General features: G+C 64.4%; 19 protein-coding genes. 7 read left to right on the forward strand and 12 right to left on the reverse strand.

Annotated features, from left to right (window positions below):
* Positions 1-196 precede the first annotated feature (196 nt).
* The 3 genes from HTUR_RS19340 (at position 197) to ade (ending at position 4,929) form a co-directional block, all read left to right on the forward strand.
* Positions 197-1,426 carry an RNA-guided endonuclease InsQ/TnpB family protein gene (locus tag HTUR_RS19340; RefSeq protein WP_012945026.1) on the forward strand — a complete coding sequence of 410 codons (1,230 nt, stop codon included), beginning with the start codon at positions 197-199 and terminating at the stop codon, positions 1,424-1,426.
* A 188-nt stretch (positions 1,427-1,614) separates the two neighbouring features.
* A complete protein-coding gene (locus tag HTUR_RS19345) occupies positions 1,615-3,000 on the forward strand; it encodes a uracil-xanthine permease family protein (RefSeq protein ID WP_012945027.1) in 1,386 nt (461 codons plus the stop codon).
* 261 nt (positions 3,001-3,261) lie between these two features.
* On the forward strand, positions 3,262-4,929 hold the full coding sequence (ade, locus tag HTUR_RS19350) for an adenine deaminase (protein ID WP_012945029.1): 1,668 nt from the start codon (positions 3,262-3,264) through the stop codon (positions 4,927-4,929).
* Positions 4,930-5,005: 76 nt separating this feature from the next.
* Here the strand turns inward: ade and HTUR_RS19355 are convergent, their stop codons facing one another.
* The 3 genes from HTUR_RS19355 to yqeC form a co-directional block, all read right to left on the reverse strand.
* Positions 5,006-5,794, reverse strand: coding sequence for a GNAT family N-acetyltransferase (locus HTUR_RS19355; protein ID WP_012945030.1), 789 nt, complete (start codon positions 5,792-5,794; stop codon positions 5,006-5,008).
* Between the two features lie 220 nt (positions 5,795-6,014).
* Positions 6,015-6,659, reverse strand: a complete 645-nt coding sequence (locus tag HTUR_RS19360; protein ID WP_012945031.1) for a nucleotidyltransferase family protein — start codon at positions 6,657-6,659, stop codon at positions 6,015-6,017.
* A gap of 183 nt (positions 6,660-6,842) precedes the next feature.
* Positions 6,843-7,604, reverse strand: coding sequence for a selenium cofactor biosynthesis protein YqeC (yqeC, locus tag HTUR_RS19365; RefSeq protein WP_012945032.1), 762 nt, complete (start codon positions 7,602-7,604; stop codon positions 6,843-6,845).
* A 108-nt stretch (positions 7,605-7,712) separates the two neighbouring features.
* Here yqeC and HTUR_RS19370 point away from each other — a divergent pair, with 108 nt between their 5' ends.
* Together HTUR_RS19370 and selD are read left to right on the forward strand one after the other, a co-directional pair.
* A complete protein-coding gene (locus tag HTUR_RS19370; RefSeq protein ID WP_012945033.1) occupies positions 7,713-7,961 on the forward strand; it encodes a sulfurtransferase TusA family protein in 249 nt (82 codons plus the stop codon).
* Between the two features lie 3 nt (positions 7,962-7,964).
* Positions 7,965-9,002, forward strand: a complete 1,038-nt coding sequence (gene selD, locus HTUR_RS19375) for a selenide, water dikinase SelD (protein WP_012945034.1) — start codon at positions 7,965-7,967, stop codon at positions 9,000-9,002.
* Positions 9,003-9,014: 12 nt separating this feature from the next.
* Here the strand turns inward: selD and yqeB are convergent, their stop codons facing one another.
* The 8 genes from yqeB to HTUR_RS19415 form a co-directional block, all read right to left on the reverse strand.
* A complete protein-coding gene (yqeB, locus tag HTUR_RS19380; RefSeq protein WP_012945035.1) occupies positions 9,015-10,595 on the reverse strand; it encodes a selenium-dependent molybdenum cofactor biosynthesis protein YqeB in 1,581 nt (526 codons plus the stop codon).
* Positions 10,592-10,837 carry a hypothetical protein gene (locus tag HTUR_RS19385; RefSeq protein WP_012945036.1) on the reverse strand — a complete coding sequence of 82 codons (246 nt, stop codon included), beginning with the start codon at positions 10,835-10,837 and terminating at the stop codon, positions 10,592-10,594. Before HTUR_RS19385 ends, yqeB begins: the two co-directional genes overlap by 4 nt.
* Before the next feature lie 2 nt (positions 10,838-10,839).
* The gene (locus HTUR_RS19390; RefSeq protein ID WP_012945037.1) at positions 10,840-11,193 is read right to left on the reverse strand and encodes a DsrE family protein; all 354 of its coding nucleotides are present in this window, start codon (positions 11,191-11,193) and stop codon (positions 10,840-10,842) included.
* Entirely contained in the window at positions 11,190-11,561 is a 372-nt protein-coding gene (locus tag HTUR_RS19395; RefSeq protein WP_012945038.1) for a DsrE/DsrF/TusD sulfur relay family protein, read from the reverse strand. The genes HTUR_RS19390 and HTUR_RS19395 overlap by 4 nt, the downstream gene beginning before the upstream one ends.
* Positions 11,562-11,672: 111 nt before the next feature.
* Complete coding sequence (locus HTUR_RS19400) at positions 11,673-14,132, reverse strand: xanthine dehydrogenase family protein molybdopterin-binding subunit (protein ID WP_012945039.1); 2,460 nt, start codon at positions 14,130-14,132, stop codon at positions 11,673-11,675.
* Positions 14,129-14,674, reverse strand: a complete 546-nt coding sequence (locus HTUR_RS19405; protein ID WP_012945040.1) for a (2Fe-2S)-binding protein — start codon at positions 14,672-14,674, stop codon at positions 14,129-14,131. Before HTUR_RS19405 ends, HTUR_RS19400 begins: the two co-directional genes overlap by 4 nt.
* Positions 14,675-15,059: 385 nt before the next feature.
* Positions 15,060-17,507, reverse strand: a complete 2,448-nt coding sequence (locus HTUR_RS19410) for a xanthine dehydrogenase family protein molybdopterin-binding subunit (RefSeq protein WP_012945041.1) — start codon at positions 17,505-17,507, stop codon at positions 15,060-15,062.
* Positions 17,500-18,045, reverse strand: coding sequence for a (2Fe-2S)-binding protein (locus tag HTUR_RS19415; RefSeq protein ID WP_012945042.1), 546 nt, complete (start codon positions 18,043-18,045; stop codon positions 17,500-17,502). Before HTUR_RS19415 ends, HTUR_RS19410 begins: the two co-directional genes overlap by 8 nt.
* Before the next feature lie 301 nt (positions 18,046-18,346).
* On the opposite strand from HTUR_RS19415, the gene npdG reads away from it, so the two are divergent.
* A complete protein-coding gene (gene npdG / locus HTUR_RS19420) occupies positions 18,347-19,015 on the forward strand; it encodes an NADPH-dependent F420 reductase (RefSeq protein ID WP_012945043.1) in 669 nt (222 codons plus the stop codon).
* Positions 19,016-19,297: 282 nt separating this feature from the next.
* Positions 19,298-20,182 carry a phosphonate ABC transporter, permease protein PhnE gene (gene phnE, locus HTUR_RS19430; RefSeq protein ID WP_012945044.1) on the forward strand — a complete coding sequence of 295 codons (885 nt, stop codon included), beginning with the start codon at positions 19,298-19,300 and terminating at the stop codon, positions 20,180-20,182.
* A gap of 89 nt (positions 20,183-20,271) precedes the next feature.
* On the opposite strand, the gene HTUR_RS19435 is transcribed toward phnE, so the two are convergent.
* Positions 20,272-21,504, reverse strand: coding sequence for a Zn-dependent hydrolase (locus HTUR_RS19435; RefSeq protein WP_049941951.1), 1,233 nt, complete (start codon positions 21,502-21,504; stop codon positions 20,272-20,274).
* Positions 21,505-21,586: the final 82 nt, after the last annotated feature.

Below are 21,586 nucleotides of genomic sequence, written 5' to 3' on the forward strand. Positions count from 1 at the left end.
AGTTTCTTGCACTGTTCTGTTGCAGGCCAACAGTACCGGTAGTGTTTTACGCATAGCGTGCATTGTGTGCATTACGGTGAAACGGAAGACCATAACCATTCGGGAAGACCAAGACGAGTGGATTGAGGAGCAGCACCTCAGCCTCTCGTCGTTCGTCCAAGAGAAACTTGACGAACTCATCGAAGAACGTTCGTAGATGAACTACAATTACCGGTACAGACTCGATCCGTCCGACGCCCTCCAAGAGACGTTGGACCAACATCGTGATCTGTGTCGGCAAGTGTACAACCACTTCCTCCACCGCCTCAATCACAGTGACGGGGGAACGAAGTACGACGAGATCAACCTACTCCCGTCGATCAAGGAGTGGTGGACCGACCTCACCGACCTGTACTCTCGAACACTTCAGAACGTCGTTGAGCGGTTGTACGACAACCTCTCACGACTCAAAGACGCGGAGGATAATGGTCGTTCGGTTGGCCTGCTCAAGTGGAAAGCACCGAACGAGTACCGATCATTCACGTACCGACAGTCTGGCTTCGAGCTCAAGAACACGAGCGGTCAGACTGTCCTACGGCTTTCAAAGATCGGAGAAATACCCGTTCACTTCCACCGAGAGCTACCCGAAGACGCCACGATCAAGCAGGTGACGGTGAAAAAGGAGCCGACGGGCGAGTGGTTCGCTACGTTCGGTGTCGAAACGCCAGACGATCCGCCAAAGAAACCGGAGAACCCGGAGGGCGTTGTCGGCATCGACGTGGGTATCCTGAAGTACGCCCACGATACTGACGGAACAGCCGTCGAATCGGTTGACCTCTCGGACGAACGCAACCGACTTGAGCGCGAGCAACGGAAACTCTCACGCAAAGAGCACGGTTCGAACAACTACGAGAATCAACGCCGTCGCGTGGCCGAATGCCACGCCGACCTGAAGCGAAAGCGCCGGGACTTCTTGCACAAGCTCTCGAACTACTACGCCCGAGAGTACGACCTCGTGGCCGTCGAAGACCTTGACGCGAAAGGTCTGGTCGAACTCGACGGGAACTCTCGGAACCGTGCCGGAGCGGCGTGGGGGACGTTCCTCCGAATGCTCGAGTACAAGTGCGAACGCGAAGGCACGCACTTCGTTGCTGTTAATCCGGCCGGAACGACCAAAGAGTGCGCGGCGTGCGGTGTCTCGACCGACAAACCGCTGTGGGTCCGCGAACACTCGTGTCCGTCGTGCGGCTTCACCGCCGACCGAGACTGGAACGCGGCCTGGAACATTCTTTCTCGCGGTATCAAGCAGTTAGGAGCGGGACGCTCCGAATCAACGCCTGTGGAGACTGCGCTCCCTACGGGGACCCATTCGGTTCCTGCAAAGCGCGTCGTGGAAACAGGAAGCCCCACCCTCAAGGAGCGAACGGCGTCAGCCGTGAGCGAGTAGGGTGGGGTAGTTCACCGACTGCTTGCCGTCGCGACCTCCTTGACCGTCACTCGACCCGGCGTACCGTTTTCGACCATCCGAACAATTCCGTCGTGCTCCCGAAGATATACGGGCGGGATAATATATAGGAAAGAATACACTCGACAAGCTATTTATAGTGAACCCATGTTTGTGTGACGTGACAGCATATGTCAGAGAGGGATGGATCCATCGAATTGGCGTACGGACTGGAAGACAAACCACCGGCAGTCGAGGCGCTCTTCCTGGGTGTCCAGCACGTAGCGGCCATGATCGTTCCGGCGACGGCGGTGGCACTCATCGTCGGAGGTAGCGTCGGGGTCGGTTCGGCCGACACGGCGTTCCTGGTTCAGATGGTGCTCGTGTTCTCGGGGCTCGCGACGCTCGTGCAGGTCTTCCCCATCGGTCCCGTCGGGTCCCGCTTACCCGTCGTGATGGGGACGAGCTTCGCGTTCGTCGGCGCGGCGATAGCCATCGGAAGCCAATACGGTCTCGACGCCGTCTTCGGCGCTATCGTCGTCGCGGCGCTGGTCGAGGTGCTGATCGGATGGCAGTTCAAACGAGTCAAACGGTTCTTCCCACCGCTAGTGTCCGGTCTCATCGTTATGATCATCGGTCTCTACCTGATTCCGGTGGGAATGGATTACCTCGCGGGTGGCGCCGGAGCCGCCGACTACGGCGCGTACCACAACCTCGGACTGGGACTGCTCGTAATAGCCGTAACCGTCGGACTGAACCTCTTCTCGGACGGCACCTTACGGATACTGAGTATCTTGATCGGCCTCATGGTCGGGTACGTAGCTGCGATCGCGATCGGTATCGTCGACTTCTCCCCGGTCGCGGACGCGGGTTGGTTCGCCGTTCCCGTCCCGGGTCGATTCGGGTTCTCCTTCGAACCGGTGGCCATCCTGACGTTCACCGCCATTCACATCACGGCGGCGATCGAATCCGTCGGGGACATCTCCGGCATCACGGCCGCCGAAGGGCGAACCCCGACCGAAGACGAGATGACGGGCGGTCTCTTCGTCGACGGGATCGGCAGTTCGATCGGGGCCCTGTTCGGCGCGTTCCCGCTAACGACGTTCTCTCAGAACGTCGGCCTCATCAACTTCACCGGCGTTATGAGTCGCTACGTCGTCGCCGTCAGCGGTGGCGTACTGCTGGTTCTCGGGTTCGTTCCGAAAATCAGCGCCGTCGTGACGACCATCCCCAGTGCGGTACTCGGCGGCGCCGTGCTGGTCATGTTCGGCATGGTGATGGCGAGCGGTCTCCGCCTCATCTTCCTGAACGAACGGATGAACCGACGGAACATGGTAATCATGGCGACCTCGATCGGGGCCGGACTGGGCGTCGAGGTCCGCCCCGACGCGCTCAGCGCGTTGCCGGACCAGGCGACGATCTTCTTCGGAAACGCGATCATCATGACCGCCATTACGGCGGTCCTGCTCAACACGCTGGCACCGCGCGAGACGGAGACCGATATCGAGGACGCAGTCGTGTCGGACGATCTCGACGACGGTCTGGGTGCCGATGCCGTTGGGCCGTCCGAAGATTGAGACGGCAACTTCGATTTTTGGAGCGGAGGATCTGCCCTCTATCACCGTCTGGGTCCGGTCGCTCGCGTTCTCGACCGCCCGCCGTACGCGGACGTAGCGTTCGTCTCCAGAACCATGCCACGCCACACCATAACAATCTATTTGATGGTCGAACTGGACGGTACACTATGCAGTTCGATCGCGTCGCAATCAGCGAACGGTCCTATCGCCGGTGCTGCGAAGATGCGGTGGGCGAGACGCTCTACGGCCGGGTGATGTATCGTGACTGAACGCGTCGACACCCTCGTTCGCGGAACGTTGGTCAACGTGAACACCGGGAACTTAGAGGATCGCGCCGTGGCGATCGATGACGGGACCATCGTCGCGCTGGACGAACGTCCTGCCGAACGCGAACTGCGCGCGAACTACGTCGCACCCGGCCTCATCGACGCGCACATGCACGTCGAGTCGAGCATGGTGACGCTTCCACAGTACGCGGAAGCGGTCGTCCCGAACGGCGTAACGAGCGTCGTTCACGATCCACACGAGATCGCGAACGTTGTCGGAGCGGAGGGCGTCCGCGCCGTCATTCGGGACGCGGAACGGACGCCGTTGAAGGCCCGATTCACCGCCCCGTCCAGCGTCCCGGCGTCGGACCTGCAGGACTGCGGTGCGACGCTCTCCGCCGAAATGGTGACCGATCTACTTGACGAGTCGACCGTCGTCGCACTCGGCGAAGTAATGGACGTTCCCGGGTTAGTCGCGGGAGACGGAGAAGTCCACGCCAAGGTTCGCGCCGCACGGGAGCGAGGACTGACCGTCGACGGCCACATGCCGCGGGTCACGGGCGACGACCTACAGGTAGCGGCGCGGTATCTGGACAACGATCACGAGAGTATCTCGCTCGCCGAGGCCCGAGAGAAAGTCGATGTCGGTCTTCGGGTGTACCTGCGCGAGGGCTCTTCCAGCAAGAACCTCGCCGAACTCCTCCCACTCGCGGAAGACGTCGATACGCGGCGCCTCTCGCTCTGTACGGACGACCGCGAGGTCACGGACATCGTCGACGAGGGTGGTGTCGACTTCGCCGTTCGGAAAGCGATCCGCGAGGGGATCGATCCGGTCGACGCCGTACAGATGGCGACGATAAACACGGCGGAGAGTTACGGTCTCCCGTTTGGCAGCGTACGACCGGGTGCGCCGGCCGATCTCGTGCTCCTCGAGGATCTGAAGACGTGGAGCGTCGACCGTGTGCTGATCGACGGCGAGCTGGACCCCACGGACGACGGTACCGCCCCCGCCTCGACCGACCTCCCGACGGATACGGTCGAGTTCCCGTCGGTTTCGGTATCGGATCTCGCTATTACGGTCGCGGACGACCACGGGAGCGCCGAGCGCGTCCGCGTCATCGATGCCGTCGGCGGCCTCCAGACTGAACCCATGATCGCCGAGGTTCCCGTACAGGAAGGCGTCTTGACTCCGAAACCGAGTGACGATCTGCTCTCGCTCGCCGTCATCGAGCGTCACGGCAAGAACGGGGGTATCGGCCGCGGTTTCGTTCACGGATTGGAACTGGATCGCGGTGCCGTCGGGTCAACGGTCGCTCACGACGCCCATAACTGCGTCGTTGCCGGCGCCGATCACGCTTCCATGGCATCGGTCGCGAACGAACTCGAGGAGATCGACGGCGGCGTCGTCGCGTACGATCCTGTCGACGACGAGTTCGCGACGCTCGCGCTCCCGGTCGCCGGGCTGATGTCGAACGAACCGATAGAAACCGTCTACGATCGGTTCGAGGCCGTAGAGAGCCGCGCCGCCGAGCTCGGAATGGCGGATACCGGACTGATGGAACTCTCCTTTCTCGCGTTGGAGGTAATTCCGTCGTACCGGCTCACGAACAACGGTCTCGTGGACGTCGAGGACGGTCGGTACGTGGACGTGACGGTGACGTAGTTCGAGATACTGTGTCACTGTCAGAACTCCTGTTCGGGGTCCTCGGCCGCTTCAGTGGAATCCGACGCGTCGAATTTCAGCTGTCGACCGCACGGGACAGAATGATGTCGTCCACGTAGGACTCTCCCAGCAGATAGTGATCGTCGCGAGTCGCTTCGACGACCCAACCGCGGTCGGTGAGAAAATCGATACCGGTTTGATTCGTGGCGGGAAGGTGCTGATAGAGTTTCTCGTAGCCGCAGCGGTCGACCCACTTCTGCGTGTACTCCAACAGTCCGGTCCCGATTCCCGCTCCGCGTCGCTCTTCCGCGACGCCGCCGGTGATCGTCGCCGTGTGATGAGTTCGCGTCTGCGCCGTCGTCTCGACCTGCGCCCACCCACAGATCTCGTTCTCGACGGTCGCCACGTAGAACGCACACACGCCCTCCGAATCGCAGCGGTGTAGCGTTCCGTCGTCCGCCACCGTCGCCGTCGTCGCTCCGTCGCGCGTCCGTTTTCCAGCCACGGATCGCACGACGTCGATCAACTCCGCGTACTCGCTCTCGTTCGCCGGCCGAAACTCGACGGGCGACTCGAGGGCCGAACGCTCGACCGTTTCCGTCTCCGCCAATCGGGACAAGTCGCCGGTAACGTGAAGCCGGTCCCCTTCGTCGACCAGGTATCCGTCGCGCTCGAGCAACGTACGGTGGTGACGGAACGCACGCCTATCGTTGGGAAACAGCTCCTCCTGGAGACGACGAGGCCGGACGGGGCCGTGTTCGGCCACGTACTCGAACACGGACCGTCGCTCCTCGTGGGGGATTTCGGTTACCGCTACTGTACTCGACCGTGACGCGCCGCTATCCGCGCTCGCATTTTCTGACATAGTTTCTCCTGCGCTCACGATTCTCGGTCCGGTAATTGCACGGTACCTCGCGACCGACGATAGTACCGTCGTAAGCGAAGTATATAGTCCCTCTAACCGCCACACCGACGCACACCCGTGACAATATTTGGCACGCGGGTTCGATTGTCGTCGTACCCGCCGGTATTCCAGTCGGCGGCGCCGTGCCCGGCGTGGAATCGGTTTCTCGGTCGACGGAACGTCATCCGGTGGTCTCCTCCAGATCCGCTCGGTAATCGACGTCTCTCCTCACTCCCGAATCGTCGACGTCGATGCGGACGGCGTTCGCGTGGTCCTCGATGAGGCGGCGACCGCCTCGGTCGCCGGACACGGTCGCCAGAGCGTCGTAGTGCCGTCGACCGAACAGCACGGGGTTTCCGCGCTGTTCCTCGTACGTGGGGACGACGATCGTCCCGTCCCCGTTCGCGTACGCGGCGCGCAACGTATCGACGGTCGTCGGAGACACGAACGGCATATCACCGAGCATGAAAACGACGGCGTCCCAGTCCGCGTTCTCCGCGGCGTCGACGCCGACCCGGACCGACGTACTCTGTCCCGCCGCGAAATTTTCGTTGGGCCGGACCGTGAGGTCCAGATCGGTGAGCGCCTCGTTCACTCGGTCCGCTTCGTGCCCGACGACGGCGACGATATCGTCGACGGACGACCGACACAGCGTCTTTGCCGCCCGTCTGACGATTGGTGTTCCCTCGACCTCCGCCAGGAGCTTATTCCCGCCCTCGAAGCGGGTTCCCTCGCCCGCTGCGAGGAGCACTCCGCCAACTTCTGCCGATTCACTGTCGCCGTCCCGGCCGCCGGAAATGGGATTCGGCTCCGAACGATCTGGCATACGATCACGTTCGTGACGTGCCGTAGTGATTCTTTTCCCGTCGCTGTTTCGTTCGACGAAGAGCGCTCCGAGCGACGGTGAGACGGCGCCTTTCCTCGGCGTTCGCTCGGGTTCGATAATCTGCGGTTCGACGGCCGGAGACGTGCATCCGGACCGCCGCCTCGGACGCTCCCCGATCCGCCGTCACGGGGCGTCGCTCTCGACGGCGAGACAAACGTCTCGTTCGAACGACGTCACGAACCCTCGAGCGAATCGAGTCGTGCTCTCGAGTGCGTGTTCGAGTATCCGTCGCGCCGTCTCCTGACGGACCGGCGTATCGGCCTTGTTGACGACGGGTGTAACGTCCGCACCGTCCGGAACGCGTTTCAGCCCACCGCGAGGACTGGCGAGTACGGTACCGATCGCTTCGGGCGTGATCGCGTCGCCGACGGAGAGCCCCGTTATCGCTGCGACGCGTTCCGGACGGTGAACGACGGCGTCCGACAGCGGTTCGCCGACGGCGAGAACCGAGGCCACCGGAACGACGCGGGTCGTCGCGTCGGGGACGACCGGTTCACCGGAGCCGGGAGCCTTGAACTCTCGAGTTCGAGCCCCGTCAGCTTTGACGAGGAGCCAGTCGAAGATCCCGCGGTCGAAAATCGAGGCGAGCGGTTCCGGATCGAAGCCGCGAACTTTCCGGGCGACTCGTTCCGGATCGGGAACCCAGTCTCTCGCGAACGCGACCGGCGGCTCGGTCTCGGTGAGCTTAGACGGCAGCGCCTCGACGTTCGCGACCGTCAGCGGGAGGTCGGGCGGCGGCATCTTCGTCGTCGTCGTGTACCCGACGTCATACCCGCGTTCGGTACCCTCCGTCGCGAGTCGGTGCATCGCGGTCTTCTTCCCGCCGGCGCCGACGAACGAAACGAGCTCCCGGTCGCCGAGGCCCAGCGCATCGGACAGTCGCATACCGTCACTGTGTCCCGGGAGCGAAAATAGGTTTGTGCCGCGCGGGTCGCCCGCGGCGCGGCACATTGAGCCGACACTGTTTTGCGAGTCACTCGCATACATCGACGCATGACGCGCGTGGATGTCAGCGGAGAAGTCTGTCCGCGGCCGGCGCTGATCGTACGCAAGCGGCTCTCCGAACTGGAGGTCGGCGACAGATTGCTGGTCCGTGGCGATTATCCCCCGGCGGAACGGAACCTCTGTCGAATGTGTCGGAAACGCGGATTCACCGTCGCGAAGACCGAAGACGGGACCGACGGGGACGCGTTCGAACTGCGGATCGAGGTGACCGAAGGCGCCGAGATACCGGAGGCCTAGCCGATGACCGATCGTTCCGACGTCGCGGACGTCCGTCTGACCGAGTACGCCGACCTTCACGGGTGTTCCTGCAAGGTCGGCCGGAGCGACCTCGACGACCTCCTTCGAGAGGCGGGCCTGACCGAATCCCGGGACGAACTCCTGTTCGGCGTCGGTGAAGACGCTGCCGCACGGCAACTGACCGACGATCTGGCGCTCGTTTCGACGGTCGATTTCTTCACGCCGATCATCGATGACCCGTACGACTTCGGCCGCGTCGCGGCGTGTAACGCCGCGAGCGACGCCTTCGCCACGGGGGCCGTCGACAACCTCGACTGTCTCGCCGTCCTCGGTCTCCCGCAGGAACTGACGACCGCTGCGCCGATGATCCTGGCCGGCATCGCCGACGCTATCGACGGCATGGGCGGCGTAGTCGCGGGCGGCCACACGATCATCAGTCCGTGGCCGTTCGCCGGAGGCGCCGTCTCCGCGACCGCGCCGCCCGAGGAGCTACTGACCTCACAGCGGGCGACGACGGGTGACCGTCTCTACCTCACGAAACCGCTCGGAACGCAGTCGGCGATGGGAGCGCTGCGCGTCTCGGACGACGAGTTCGTCGATGTCGTCGCGGAGGCCGCGGGACGTTCCGTCCGGACGATCGGCGACGAAGCGGTAGCCTGGATGACGACCCCGAACCGTGCCGCCGCAGTGGCCGCTCGCGACGTCGCGTCCGCGGCGACCGATATAACCGGGTTCGGCCTCGTCGGACAGGCGGAGGTGCTCGCCGACAACGCCGACGTCGGGATCGAGGTGACCCGTCTGCCCGTCATCGAGGGAACCGAGGGACTCTCCGCGCTGTTCGGCTACGGCCTCGAGGACGGCGAAAGTGCGGAGACGAGCGGCGGTTTGCTCCTGTCGGTTCCCCCGTCGCACACTGCGACTCTCGAATCGCGCCTCGATGACGCCGGCGTCTTCTACCGTCAGATCGGACGCGTCACCGATGGCGACGGCGTTTCGCTCCGCGATCCGACCGTAGAGCCGATCGCTCGAGCGGAACGGTAGGGACGCCGGTAGTCAGCGGAGTTTGAGAACGGCCTCGAGGACGCCGCCGCCGAGACACAGCGCTTTATCCGAAATTTTCGTCGGGTCGACGTCGTCGCCGCGCGGATCGATGTCCCCGAGCTTCGTCCCGTCGCCGACCTCGAGTCCGCCGTGGACGAGACCGCGCACGAGGCCGTCGATTTCCGCGTTCACGGCGCTGCCACCGACGTGACCTACGCTCTCGCCCGCCGAAACGAGGTCGCCGATCTCGACGGCGGGCTCCCACAGGCCCTCGTTCGGTGCGCGGAGGACCCGTTCGTGCGTGAAGCCGCGTCGTTCGCCCGGTTCGCCGTCGTACGGTCTCGCCCGTCCGTAGTAGAGGACGCGACCCAGTTCGTGCCCCCGATCCGTCTCGACGACGGCGTCGACGTCTTCGCCGGCTTCGAATCCGGGGCCGAGCCCGACGACCACGTCCGCGTCGTCGCGGCGGGTACCCGTATCGAGCCGCCCTTTCGCCAGTATCGCGTCGACGACGACGGCCGCGTCGAGCTCCGACGCGACCGACGCCTCGGGGTCCTCGAGGACCGGAACCGCGTCGTCCTCGAGGATTCCGATCGCCTCGTCCACGTCGGCCGCTCGCCGTCCGTCGACGCCGTCGATCGATACGTCGTCTTCGTACATCGCCGTCGCGAACGCCACCTCCCGCCGAACGACGGTCGGTCGCTCGACCTCGGTCACCACGACCGGATAGCCGGCCCGGTGCAGTCGGTAGACGACTCCGCTCCCGAGGTCGCCCCCGCCCCGAACCACGACGAGGTCGTCGAGATTCAGCCGCGTCGCGCGCCGTCCGGTGACCCCGTATCGGTCCATGTTCACCTCCGAGAGTATCGCCAGCGCGACGTCTTCCGGACCGCTCCCACCGAGATCGAGTCCAACGGGTGCTCTGACCCGTGCGAGTTCGCGGCGGCTGTACCCCTTTTCGGCGAGCGACTCGACGACGTGTTCCGTCTTCGTGTCGCTGGCGACGAGGCCGACGTACCCGGCGTTTCCGTCGAGCGCAGCGGCGACGGCGCGTTGATCGTACGTGCCACTCCGCGTCGCGACGGCGACCGACGTTTCTTCGGTCATCGGTAGCTCGGAGAGCACTTCTCCGTACTTCCCGTGGACGACATCCGTGTCGTCGGGAAACGCGTCCGGGTCCGCGTACTCCTCGCGGTCGTCGACTACCGTGACGTCGTAGCCCAACCGCTCCGCCAGCGGCGCGAGTTCGACGCTGATGTGGCCGGCGCCGGCGATGTACAGGCGCGCCCGTCCGCGAATACGTTCGATGAAGACGTCCATCGACCCGCCACAGACCATGCCGGTGTTACCGCCGGGTTCGAGTTCGTACGTCCGGACGCCGTCGTCGGACTTCCCCGCCAATACCGCTCGAGCGTCCTCCGTGGCGAGGTGCTCGACCGTTCCACCGCCGATCGTACCGTAGTCGCCGTCTGTGGTGACGAGCATCCGATCCCCGATGTCCCGGGGCGCGCTCCCGTCCTTGTTCACGATCGTCAGCATCGCGGCGGGCTCGCCGCTCTCGATCAGTTCGTTGACTCGCTCGAACACGCTCATACGAAGTTTTTCACCTCGTTTTCCACGATCATCTCTATCAAATCGCCGTACGTGATCCGCTCGATCTCGTCCGGAAGATCGACGCCCCGTACGTCGACGTCCTTCTCGACGGCGTAGAGTTCCGAACCGAGGTCGGGAGAGAGGAACACGCCGTCCTGGATGAGGACGACGGCGGCGTCCGGATCGTCCGCCGCGGTTCGAAGTCCGATATCGGCCATGGGTTCGTCTATCAGGTACAGCATGGTCAGAAGTCAAGCGTGCAATCGGCTTCCCGAATGAGCGTCGTCACGTCACCGCCGGAACGAACGCTCACGTCGTGGGCGATCTCGTCGTGGGCGATCTCTCTCTCCGCCATCGCTGCGGCGTCGACGATCATCTCTCCGTCCTGGTCCCGCAGATCGGCGACGTGTCCCGGTAAGTTCAGCGCGTCTCGATCCACGTCCGATCGGGCGGCGTACGCGCCGTCTTCCGTGAAGACCACGGTGACGTCGTGGTGGTCGAATCCCGCGGCGACGCCCCGCGCCGCCCGCATCCCTTCCGGGACGTGAACGCGTCCGTACGGCGCTCGAGTCAGTAACACGACGACGTCGCGTTTCATAGCGATATCACTCGGTCGGCTTCACCGATCATGTCCGCCAGATCCGGGAGGAGTCCGACCTCGACGCCGTCCGGGTAGTCGTTCGGCGCGTCGATACCGCGAGCGTCGACGCAGAGGCCGCAACAGATCACCTCCGCACCGTCGGCGACGAGTTCCTGAAACTTCTCCGTCGGCATCTCGTCGTACAGCCCGCTGTCCGAACAGTCCGGGAACGTCTGATCCTCGACCGGAACGAGCGCCCCGTCGAGGTAGTGAAAGAAGGTGACCTCGTGGCCCTTATTCAGCGCCGCTCTCCCGAGTTCGTACGCCGTTCGCCAGCGTTCGCTGTCGAACGGACCACCGGTCAGGAGGAACCCAATGGAAGCCATGCTCTAGCATAGCGGTGTCTCTATAATAATAGTTCGGTCGGCAACAGTACGGATCACGATACCCGCGCCGAGAGCTGGTGTTTCGGACGTCCGCTTCGCGTCGACCGGCTCCTACCCGTCCCGTTCCTCGAGGGCCCGTTTGATATCGTCGGCCGTGATGGGTAGGGAGTTGACCCGGACGCCGACGGCGTCTCGGACGGCGTTGCTGAGAGCCGGTGGAACGCCGTTCGTCGGGAGTTCGGCGATCGATTTCGCACCGAACGGTCCGGTCGGTTCGTGCGTTTCGACGATGATCGTCTCCATCGGCGGGTGGTCCGTCGTCCGCGGCATGCCGTACTGGCGGAAACCGAGTACTTCGGGGTTCCCCTCCTCGTCGAACGTCAGTCCGCCGCTGGTCGCGAATTCGAGGCTCATGTGCTCTCCCCCCTCGATCTGCCCCTCGACGAGCGCGGGGTTGATCGCGACGCCGCAGTCGGCGGCGAACACCATCTTATTAATGTCGTATTCGCCGGTTTCCTCGTTCACGGTCACGTCGACGAACTGGGCGCCGTACGGCGGCGGACTCTCGTCCGTCGAGTGATTTCCCTTCCCGAGAATGTGTTCGCGGTCGTCGTGGCCGTAGGTCGCCTCGTACCCGATCTCCTCCAGCGAAACGCTCTCGTCGGTTACCTCGCTGTACACCTCGCCGTCGCCCGTCCGCAGGTTCTCGACGGGTTCGTCGAGCATCTTCGATCCCCAGTGTACCAGCCGTTCCCTGGCGTCTTCGGCGGCCTCCTTGACGGCCTGGCCGCTGATGTAGGTCGTCGAGGAGGCGTACGCGCCGTAGTCGAACGGCGTCAGATCGGTGTCCGATGAGATCACGACGATATCCGTCGGCTCGCACCCGAGAACCTCCGCGGCGACCTGGCTGAACATCGTGTCGGAGCCGGTGCCGGTGTCGACGCCGCCGACCTGGAGGTGAAACGAACCGTCCTCGTTCATCTTGATCTGGGCCGCACCGAGCTCCCTCCCGGCGACGCCGCTTCCCTGCGCGATGAGCGCCACGCCGACGCCGCGGGAGCGGTGCGCCTCCTCGGGTCGGTCGAGGTCGTCGTAACCGATGGCCTCCTTCCCGCGTTCGATGCACTCGCGGAGCCCGCAAGAACGTATCTCTCGGGTGAACTTCTCGTCGTCTTTCAGGATGGCGACGTTCCGGTCGACGTCGCCCTCGCGAACGGCATTGCGTTCGCGGAATTCGATCGGGTCGAGGTCGAGCCGGCGAGCGACCTCGTCCATGTGCGCCTCAACCGCGAAGTGGCCCTGCGGCGCGCCGTAGCCGCGCATCGCCGCGCCCATCGGAAGGTTCGTGTGGACGACGTCCCCCTCGAACCGGACGTTCGGAACGCGCGGATACAGCGGCAGCGGCTTCGTTCCAACGTTGTTCGCGACGGTCATCCCATGGGTGCCGTACGCCCCCGAGTTCGATAGCGCGTACAGATCCATCGCCTCGATCGTTCCGTCGTCGTCCACCGCCGTCCGCATGCGCATCCGCATCGGGTGGCGGAACCGGAGCGCGTAGAACTCCTCGCGGCGGGTCATCTCCAGTTTGACCGGCTTGTCCGCCGCCAGGTGGAGCGCGAACGCGATCGGTTCGATCGCCATCTCCTGTTTCGCGCCGAACCCCGCGCCGATGCGCGGTTTCGTGACCCGGACGTCGCGGATGGGTACGTCGAACAGGTGTGCGATCTGGCGTCGGGTGTGGAACGGGACCTGCGTCGCGGTGATAAACGAGTAGCGGTCATCCTCGTCCGTGTGGACGATCGTGGTGTGCGGTTCGGGGACGCAGTGTGACTGGTACGGCGTCTCCCACTCCGTCTCGATCACCCGGTCGTCGTCCGCTCGTTCGAACGCCCGCTCGACATCGCCCCGCTCGCCCTCGAAATGAGACTCGAGGTTTCGCTCGTAGTCGGCGCCGCGCTGTTTGTTCTCGACCTCCGCGGGGTCGAACAACTGTGGAGCGTCCGGCTCCATCGCCTCCTCGGGGTCGAGGACGGGCTCTCGCTCCTCGTATTCGACGTCGATCGTCCGGGCGGCGCGGTCGGCCGTCTCCGCGTCTTTCGCGGCGATCGCCGCGACGGGGTCGCCGACATACCGAACGTGTTCGCGGAGTACGCGCAGATCCCAGGGACTCGGTTCGGGATAGGACTGGCCCGAACTCGAGTACGCCTTATCGGGGACGACGTCGTCCCACGGGGTGATCACGGCGTAGACGCCGTCCATCGCTTCGGCCTCGCTCACGTCGATGTCGCGGACGTAGCCGTGCGCGATGTCGCTTCGGATCACTTTCCCTTCGGCGAGTTCGGGGAAGCGATCGCGGTAATCGGCCGTGTAGCGGGCCTCTCCGGTGACGATTTTCCGCGCGTCGTCCTTCTCAACGTTCTCGGTCAGATGTTCGCGTTCCTCCCGGGGTTTCCGGTCGTCCTCGGCCACCTCGTCCTCCCCCGGAGACGCGTCCGTTTCCGAGGCCACCTCCTCCGCCCGAACGCCGTCGGGTCTATCGTTCCGTCCCTGCGTCTCTTCCAGGTTGCTCATCGCGATCGCCCCTCCTCACGCGGACACGTCGATGGGGTCCGGGACGGGATGCGTTCCCCGCCGTCAGTCGCCGCGGGAGACTCACCGTCCATCCGGTCCGCGGCGTCGAGGACCGCTTCGACGATCTTTTTGTAGCCGGTACACCGGCAGAGGTTGTCTTCCAGCGCCTCTCGCACCTCCGTTTCGGTCGGATCGGGATTCTCCTCCAGTAACGCCTTCGACCGCATGATCATCCCGGGGATACAGAAGCCACACTGGAGCGCCGAGTTGTCCACGAACGCCCGCTGAATCGGGTGGAGGTCGTCCTGCGTTCCCAGTCCCTCTATCGTTTCCACCGTCGCTCCGGCGACGTTCGCGACCGGCGTGACGCAGGACATCGCCGGTTCGCCGTCGATCTGGACCGTACACATCCCGCACGCGCCAGTGTCGCAGCCGCGTTTCGGGCCGGTGTATCCGTTCCGCCGTAGTACATCGAGCAGGATGTCCGATTTCGCCGCTTCGAACGTCCGCTGTCGACCGTTCAGTTCCAGTTCCAATTGCATGGGGCTCACCGTGGGAGAGATACTCTCCCTTCGTCCGATCATCACTCCCACGTACCTAAATAGCTGCTGAGGTTTTTCGATGAATAGGCGTGAAAATAACTGTGGTCGCCGCGTCGAACGGACGATAGCGGCGAAGACGGCCCTCTACGGTCGGATTCGTTCGAGCGGCTCTCGTTGCGTGCGCTACGGCAACACGAACGAAGCGTGACTGCACCCACGACTTCAGTCGCGGGCTTCTCTCACTGAAGATAACGCCGTGCCGCTCGGATCGGGATCACCCACAGCGGACACATTGGACAAACGTCGACACAGGTTCCACGCGGACGGAACACACCGATACAGCGGTAGCGAGGCGAAAGCCCACGGCTTTCGTCGGAGGCGGACGTCAGCGCTCCTCGAGCGCCGCCTTGATCTTCTCGGCGGTGATGGGCATCTCGTTGATACGCACGCCGACGGCCTCGCGGATCGCGTTGCTCAGCGCGGGCGGCACCGTGTTGGTCGGCACTTCCGCGACCGATTTCGCGCCGAAGGGTCCCGTCGGTTCGTGCGTCTCGACGAGAATGCTCTCGATAGGCGGCGTCTCCGTCGCCGACGGAAGTCCGTACTGGTCGAAGTCCGAGACTTCTGCGCGGCCCCGCTCGTCGACGGTGATTCCCTCGCTAACGGCCATCTCGAAGCTCATGTGATTGGCGCCCTCGACCTGCCCCTCCGCCATTCCGGGGTTGATCGCGACGCCGCAGTCGACGGCGACGACGAGTTCGTTGACCTCGAACTCGCCGGTCTCCTCGTCGACGGTCACGTCGACGAACTGTGCGGCGAACGGCGGCGGACTCTCCTCCGTGGAGTGGGTCCCCTTGCCGAGGATGTGTTCACGATCGTCGTGGCCGTACACCGACTCGTAGCCGATGTCCTCGAGCGTGACCGCGTCGCCGGTCTCCTCACTGTAGACCTCGCCGTCGCGCGTCTCCAGATTCTCCGCGGGTTCGTCGAGCATCCGCGACGCCCAGTCGAGGATGCGCTCCTTGGCGTCCTCGGCCGCCTTCTTCACCGCCATCCCGCTGATGTAGGTCGTCGAGGAGGCGTACGCGCCGTAGTCGAACGGCGTGTTGTCCGTGTCGGAGGATTTGACGATGATGTCGTCCTCGTCGCACCCGAGGACTTCGGCGGCGATCTGGATGAACGCGGTGTCCGCGCCCGTGCCGATGTCGACGCCGCCGACTTGCAGGTGGAACGACCCGTCCTCGTTCATCATGAGCTGCGCGGCGCCGAGTTCGTCGCCGGCGACGCCGGTCCCCTGTGCCGACAGGGCCATGCCGATACCGCGGTGGAGATGGTCCTCCGCCGGCTGCTCGAGTTCGTCCCACCCGATGGCCGCCTTCCCGCGCTCGACGCACTCGTCGAGGCCGCAGGAGCGGATCCGACGCTCCGCGCCCTCGCCGCCCATCATCCCGGCGATTTCGTCCAGGTCGCCGACCTCCATGTAGTGATCGCGTCGGAATTCGATGGGATCGAGGTCGAGATCGCGAGCGACCTCGTCCAGGTGGCCCTCGAGCGCGAGCGTCCCCTGTGGCGCGCCGTACCCGCGCATCGCGCCGGTTTGCGGCGTGTTCGTGTGGACGATATCCGCCTCGAAGCGGGCGTTGGGTACCTTCGAGTACAGCGGCATCGGTTTGCTGCCCACGTTACCGGCGACCGTCATGCCGTGGCTCCCGTACGCGCCGGTGTTCGAGAGCGCGTACAGGTCGATGGCTTCGATTTCACCGTCGTCGGTGACCGCCGTACGCGCACGGACCGTCATCGGGTGGCGCGAGCGCATCGCGTAGAACTCCTCGTCGCGAGAGGCCTCGTACATGACGGGACGATCGGCCGCGAGCGACAGCGCGAGCGGGAGCGGTTCGACGACCATCGCCTGCTTGCCGCCGAAGCCGCCGCCGACGCGCGGTTTCTTGACGCGAATGTCCCGGATCGGAATATCGAACAGGTGCGCCAGCTGGCGGCGGGTGTGGTTCGGTACCTGCGTGCTCGTGACGAGCACTTTCCGGTCGTCCTCGTCGGTGTACGCGAGCGACGTGTGTTTCTCGATTTGCGCGTGGGACTGGCGGATCGTCTCCCACTCGGTCTCGTGGACGTGTACGTCGTCGCGGTCGATCGCGGCGTCGACGTCGCCGATCTCGCCCTCGATGTTGGACATCCGGTTACGATCGTAGTCGTGTCCGACGATCTTGTTCTCGACCTCGTCGTCGTCGAACAGTTGCGGCGCGTCCTCGTCGAACGCTTCCTCGGGGTCGACGACGTGATCGTACTCCTCGTACTCGACCTCGATGGATTCGACCGCGGACGCCGCAGCGGCCGCGTCCTCGGCCGCGACCGCCGCGATCGGATCGCCGACGTAGCGGACGTGCTCGTTGAGCACGTTCATGTCCCACGGACTCGGTTCCGGGTAGGACTGACCGGCGCTCGTGTACTTCGCGTCCGGAGCGGCGTCGGACCACGGCGTGAGGACGGCGTACACGCCGTCCATTTCCTCGGCCTCGTCCGTCTCGATGGCCGTAACACGGCCGTGCGGAACCGTGCTGCGAACGACCGCAGCGTGAGCGAGGTCCGGAAACCGCTGTTCGTAATCCGCCGTGTACTTGGCTTGACCGGTGACGAGCTTTCGGTCGTCGAACTTTTCCGCCGGTCGGGAGACGCTCTTTCGATCCTCCGGGGCTTTGTCGTTGTTCTCCGGTTCGTCCCACTCGAGGGGGTGTTCCTCGAACTCCTTCGGTTCTTTCGAGGCCGGCTCCGACGCGGTACCGCCGTCCGTCTGTGGGTCGTTCGGTTCGTCACTCATCGGGATCACCGCCGTGAGCGGTGCAGTCGGTCTGGTCCGGTTCGATCCGCGAGCCGCCGTCGGCCGCGACCGACCGCTCGCCGCGCATTCGGTCGGCCGCGTCGAGGATCGCTTCGACGGGTTTCTGATAGCCGGTACATCGGCAGAGGTTATCGTCGATGGCTTCGCGCACCTCGGCTTCGGTCGGGTCAGGATTGTCCGCGAGCAGCGACTTGGCCGCTATTATCATCCCGGGAATGCAGAAGCCGCACTGAACGGCGAAGTGGTCGACGAACGCCTCTTGAATCGGATGGAGGTCGTCCTGCGTGCCGAGATTCTCGATCGTCTCGATCTCCGCTCCCTCCGCGCTCCGGGCGTCCACGCCGCAGGCCATCTTCACTTCGTCGTCGACGAACACTTTCGACGCCCCGCACGCGCCGCCGTCGCAGCCACACTTCACGCCCGTGTAGCCGTTCCGTCGCAGTACCGTCGCCAGATCCTCGTCCGATTCGACCTCCACGGTCGTCGGTTCGTCGTTGATCGTTAGTTGGATTTCCACGGAAATTCCTCCATTGGTGCACGTGTGCCTCTAGCACACGCACGTCGTGGTGTAGGATGGGAGACAGCAACACATATATCTATGGGTGGGACTCACACGGCTGGTCGAAAACGGCCCTGTACCGGAAATCGGTCGAGCGGACGCTTGCTACGGCCGTGGCCTCTCGTGTCCGCAATCCGTGGGTATCGACAACGGTGGATTGTCCGTTGGCACAGCAATGTGGCAGTACCAGTCGTTTTCCAGGGAACCCGATTCGTTTGCGACGGATAAGATTTTGAAGGGGACTCCGCGTTGTCCCGGTATGGAGATCGCACTCCTCGGAGGCACCGGCGACATCGGCGAAGGACTCGCGCTGCGCTGGGCTCGAGACACCGACCACTCGATTATCATCGGATCGCGGGATTCCGACAGGGCCGAGCGGAAGGCGAACGAATACCGCTCCGTACTGAAAGAGACTGGCGCCACACCGAACGTCGCCGGCTACGGTAACGAGACGGCTGCGGAGTTCGCCGAAGTTGTCGTCGTCAGCGTACCACCGGAGTACGCGTCGAGTACGGTCGAGTCGGTCGCCCCCGTGCTCGGTGAGGGGGATATCCTCGTCAGTCCGGCGGTCCGGATGACCCGCGACGCGGCCGGCTTTCACTACGATCCGCCCGAAGCGGGAACCGTCGCGGAAGCTATCGACGACGTCGCTCCCGTCGATGTCCCGGTCGTCAGCGCGTTCCAGAACCTCGCGGCGGGCGCACTCAGCGACCTCGACAACGACCTTGAGGCCGACGTCATCGTCACCGGCGACGACGGCGAGGCGAAGCGGACGGTCGAGGCGCTGGCCGAAGACATCGACGGCCTCCGCGCGCTGGACGGCGGTCCGCTCGCGAACACCGGCGTCGTCGAGAGTCTGACGCCGCTTCTGATCAACCTCGCGATGAACAACGACGGTATGCACGACGTCGGCGTTCGCTTCGAGTAGCTACCGACCGCTCTCGTCCCGGTCGACATTGCTCGGCGAACCGGTCGCCGTCGCGCCGCTGACGGACTCCCGACTTCCGTTCGTCACGGCTGGTATCGGCGCTCCCGTCAGCCGGCGCCGGTCCGAGAGTCCGTTCAGCGCGGCGCCGGTACCAGGGTAACATTGATACGTTTTCACGTGGGATCGACGTGAGAACGAGCGCATGCGATCCCGCCGAGGGGGCATCTGCTGATCGTTCCGCCCCGGCCCTACCCGGATCGCCGCTCGTCAGCGCTGATATCCATGACTGAAGACGCTCAACGGTACGCCGAGGTCGATCCGAGTGGCACTCGCACGCTGCTCTCGAAGCGGTCGTTGTCGAGCGTCCTCGCGGTAACGGTCGTCCTGGCGGTCGCCAGCTGGATCGTCGGCGTCGATCCGTTACTACTGCTATCGTCGGCGGCGCGAGACCAGATGGTCGCGTTCGTGGCCGACGGGTTCCCGCCCGAGGTCGGCCGCGACTTTCTGTTCGGTCGAACGCTCCGAGACGGATTGCTGTGGGCGGTCGTCGAAACCCTGGCCATCAGTATCGTCGGCACCTCGCTCGCCGTGGTCTTCGCGATACCGCTCGCCCTGGCGAGCGCGTCGACCGTGACGCACGAGGGACCGCTGTACGCCGGCGCGTCCTCTTCGCGAGTCGCATTCGGGTACGTCCTGCACCGAAGCGCTCGGGTGGTCTTGAGTTTCCTCCGGTCGGTTCCCGGCCTCGTCTGGGGGTTTCTCTTCGTCACCGCGGTGGGACTGGGACCGTTCGCCGGCGCGCTCGCACTCGGCGTTCACAACGCGGGCGTACTCGGTAAACTGTACGCGGACTTCCTCGAGGACACAGATCCGATGACGACGGAAGCGGTCGCGTCGAGCGGGGCGACGCGGTTCCAGGCCGTGTGTCACGGCATGGTGCCACAGATCTCAGCGACGGTGGCGTCGTACACGCTCTACAGGTGGGAATGCACGATCCGCTCGGCGACGATCCTCGGCTTCGTCGGCGCCGGCGGTATCGGCTACTATCTCGTCATCTCGATCCAACGCCTACAGTATCAGAAGCTCGTCACGGCGATCGCTGCGGTGTTCGCGCTCGTGGTGATGAGCGACGCGCTGGCGTCGAGGCTTCGGGCGAGGATGGTGTGACCGATAGACTAGAAGTGCCGGCTGGAACGACGGAAGCACGATCCGAAGTGGATCCGGGGCCGCCGTGAGCTGCCGCACTGAAACGCCGCCTACACCGTCGCCTTCGACCGGACGGCCTCGAGGAGCACTTCGGTCCCCGTCACGACGTCTTCCCACTCCGTGTACTCGCTCTCCCGATGGCTGATACCGTCGACGCTCGGGACGAAGATCATGCTCGTCGGCGCGATTTTGTTGAGGTAGTTGGCGTCGTGGCCGGCGCCGCTAACGAGACGCGTGTACTCGCAACCGACCGTTTCGGCGGCATCGACGACCGTATCGATACAGCTCTGATCGAAGGGATCGGCGTCGATGCGCATGATCTCTTCGAACTCGTACTCGAGTCCCTCTCGTTCGGCGGCGTGGGCGATTTCGTTTCGGATCCGTTCGACCGCCGCGTCGACGACCTCGTCGTCGTACGACCGGAAGTCGACGGTGAACTCGACTCTCTCAGGGATCACGTTGATCGCGTTCGGCCAGACGTCGACGCTACCGACGGTGCCGACGAGGTCGGTGCCTTCGGTCGCCGTGATCCGCCGAACGCTGTCGGTCACGTCGGCCGTCGCGACGAAGGCGTCGTGGCGCATGTTCATCGGCGTCGGGCCGGCGTGATTCGCCTGCCCCTCGAACGTGACGTTCATCCAGGAGAACCCGAACACGCCCTCGACGGCCGCGACGGGGAGGTCCTCCCGTTCGAGGAACGGTCCCTGCTCGACGTGCATCTCGAAGTAACAGTGGATATCGTGGGCTTCGCAGGGTTCGTCGCCCTTGTATCCGATGCGTTCGAGTTCCTCGCCGAACGTGTCGCCGTCCTTGTCTTCGCGCTCGTACGCGTAGTCGAGGTCGAAGATATCGCAGAAAACGCCGCTCCCGAGCATATCCGGTTGAAACCGGACGCCCTCCTCGTTGCTCCACGCGACGACCTCGAGCGGTCGCTCCGTCGTTTCGTCGGCGTCGTTGAGCGCTTCGACGACCTCGAGACCGCCGAGGACGCCGATCACGCCGTCGTACCGTCCGCCGTTGTACTGGCTGTCGATGTGGGAGCCGAACACGACCGGGTCGGCGTCCGAATCCATTCCGGACCGCCGCCCGAAGATGTTCCCCATCTCGTCGATCCGAACCGTCAGGCCGGCGTCCCGAAACCATTCGATGAGGGTGTCTCGAGCCTCTTTGTTCTCGTCGGATAAGCTCGGGCGGTTCACACCGCCGTTTTCGGTCGCACCGATCTCGCTGAATTCGTCGAATCGGCGGCGGAATCGCCGCTCGTCGATACTCGCGGTAACCATGGCGAAACCCACCAGCGGAGCGAACTTTAACATTCCGGCGAGGGACGAGACGGATATCGAGCCAGCCGCGCCAGATGCGGGC

The organism is Haloterrigena turkmenica DSM 5511 (assembly GCF_000025325.1).
GTDB lineage: Archaea > Halobacteriota > Halobacteria > Halobacteriales > Natrialbaceae > Haloterrigena > Haloterrigena turkmenica.

Excerpts from the sequence above, each read along its gene's own strand:
- HTUR_RS19340 (WP_012945026.1), top strand. The coding sequence starts at position 197 with ATGAACTACAATTACCGGTACAGACTCGATCCGTCCGACGCCCTCCAA.
- phnE (WP_012945044.1), top strand. The coding sequence starts at position 19,298 with ATGACTGAAGACGCTCAACGGTACGCCGAGGTCGATCCGAGTGGCACT.
- HTUR_RS19360 (WP_012945031.1), bottom strand. The coding sequence starts at position 6,659 with ATGCCAGATCGTTCGGAGCCGAATCCCATTTCCGGCGGCCGGGACGGC.
- HTUR_RS19385 (WP_012945036.1), bottom strand. The coding sequence starts at position 10,837 with ATGCTGTACCTGATAGACGAACCCATGGCCGATATCGGACTTCGAACC.
- npdG (WP_012945043.1), top strand. The coding sequence starts at position 18,347 with ATGGAGATCGCACTCCTCGGAGGCACCGGCGACATCGGCGAAGGACTC.
- selD (WP_012945034.1), top strand. The coding sequence starts at position 7,965 with ATGACCGATCGTTCCGACGTCGCGGACGTCCGTCTGACCGAGTACGCC.
- HTUR_RS19390 (WP_012945037.1), bottom strand. The coding sequence starts at position 11,193 with ATGAAACGCGACGTCGTCGTGTTACTGACTCGAGCGCCGTACGGACGC.
- HTUR_RS19345 (WP_012945027.1), top strand. The coding sequence starts at position 1,615 with ATGTCAGAGAGGGATGGATCCATCGAATTGGCGTACGGACTGGAAGAC.
- HTUR_RS19410 (WP_012945041.1), bottom strand. The coding sequence starts at position 17,507 with ATGAGTGACGAACCGAACGACCCACAGACGGACGGCGGTACCGCGTCG.
- HTUR_RS19400 (WP_012945039.1), bottom strand. The coding sequence starts at position 14,132 with ATGAGCAACCTGGAAGAGACGCAGGGACGGAACGATAGACCCGACGGC.
- HTUR_RS19370 (WP_012945033.1), top strand. The coding sequence starts at position 7,713 with ATGACGCGCGTGGATGTCAGCGGAGAAGTCTGTCCGCGGCCGGCGCTG.
- HTUR_RS19355 (WP_012945030.1), bottom strand. The coding sequence starts at position 5,794 with ATGTCAGAAAATGCGAGCGCGGATAGCGGCGCGTCACGGTCGAGTACA.
- yqeC (WP_012945032.1), bottom strand. The coding sequence starts at position 7,604 with ATGCGACTGTCCGATGCGCTGGGCCTCGGCGACCGGGAGCTCGTTTCG.
- HTUR_RS19435 (WP_049941951.1), bottom strand. The coding sequence starts at position 21,504 with ATGGTTACCGCGAGTATCGACGAGCGGCGATTCCGCCGCCGATTCGAC.
- HTUR_RS19405 (WP_012945040.1), bottom strand. The coding sequence starts at position 14,674 with ATGCAATTGGAACTGGAACTGAACGGTCGACAGCGGACGTTCGAAGCG.
- yqeB (WP_012945035.1), bottom strand. The coding sequence starts at position 10,595 with ATGAGCGTGTTCGAGCGAGTCAACGAACTGATCGAGAGCGGCGAGCCC.
- HTUR_RS19395 (WP_012945038.1), bottom strand. The coding sequence starts at position 11,561 with ATGGCTTCCATTGGGTTCCTCCTGACCGGTGGTCCGTTCGACAGCGAA.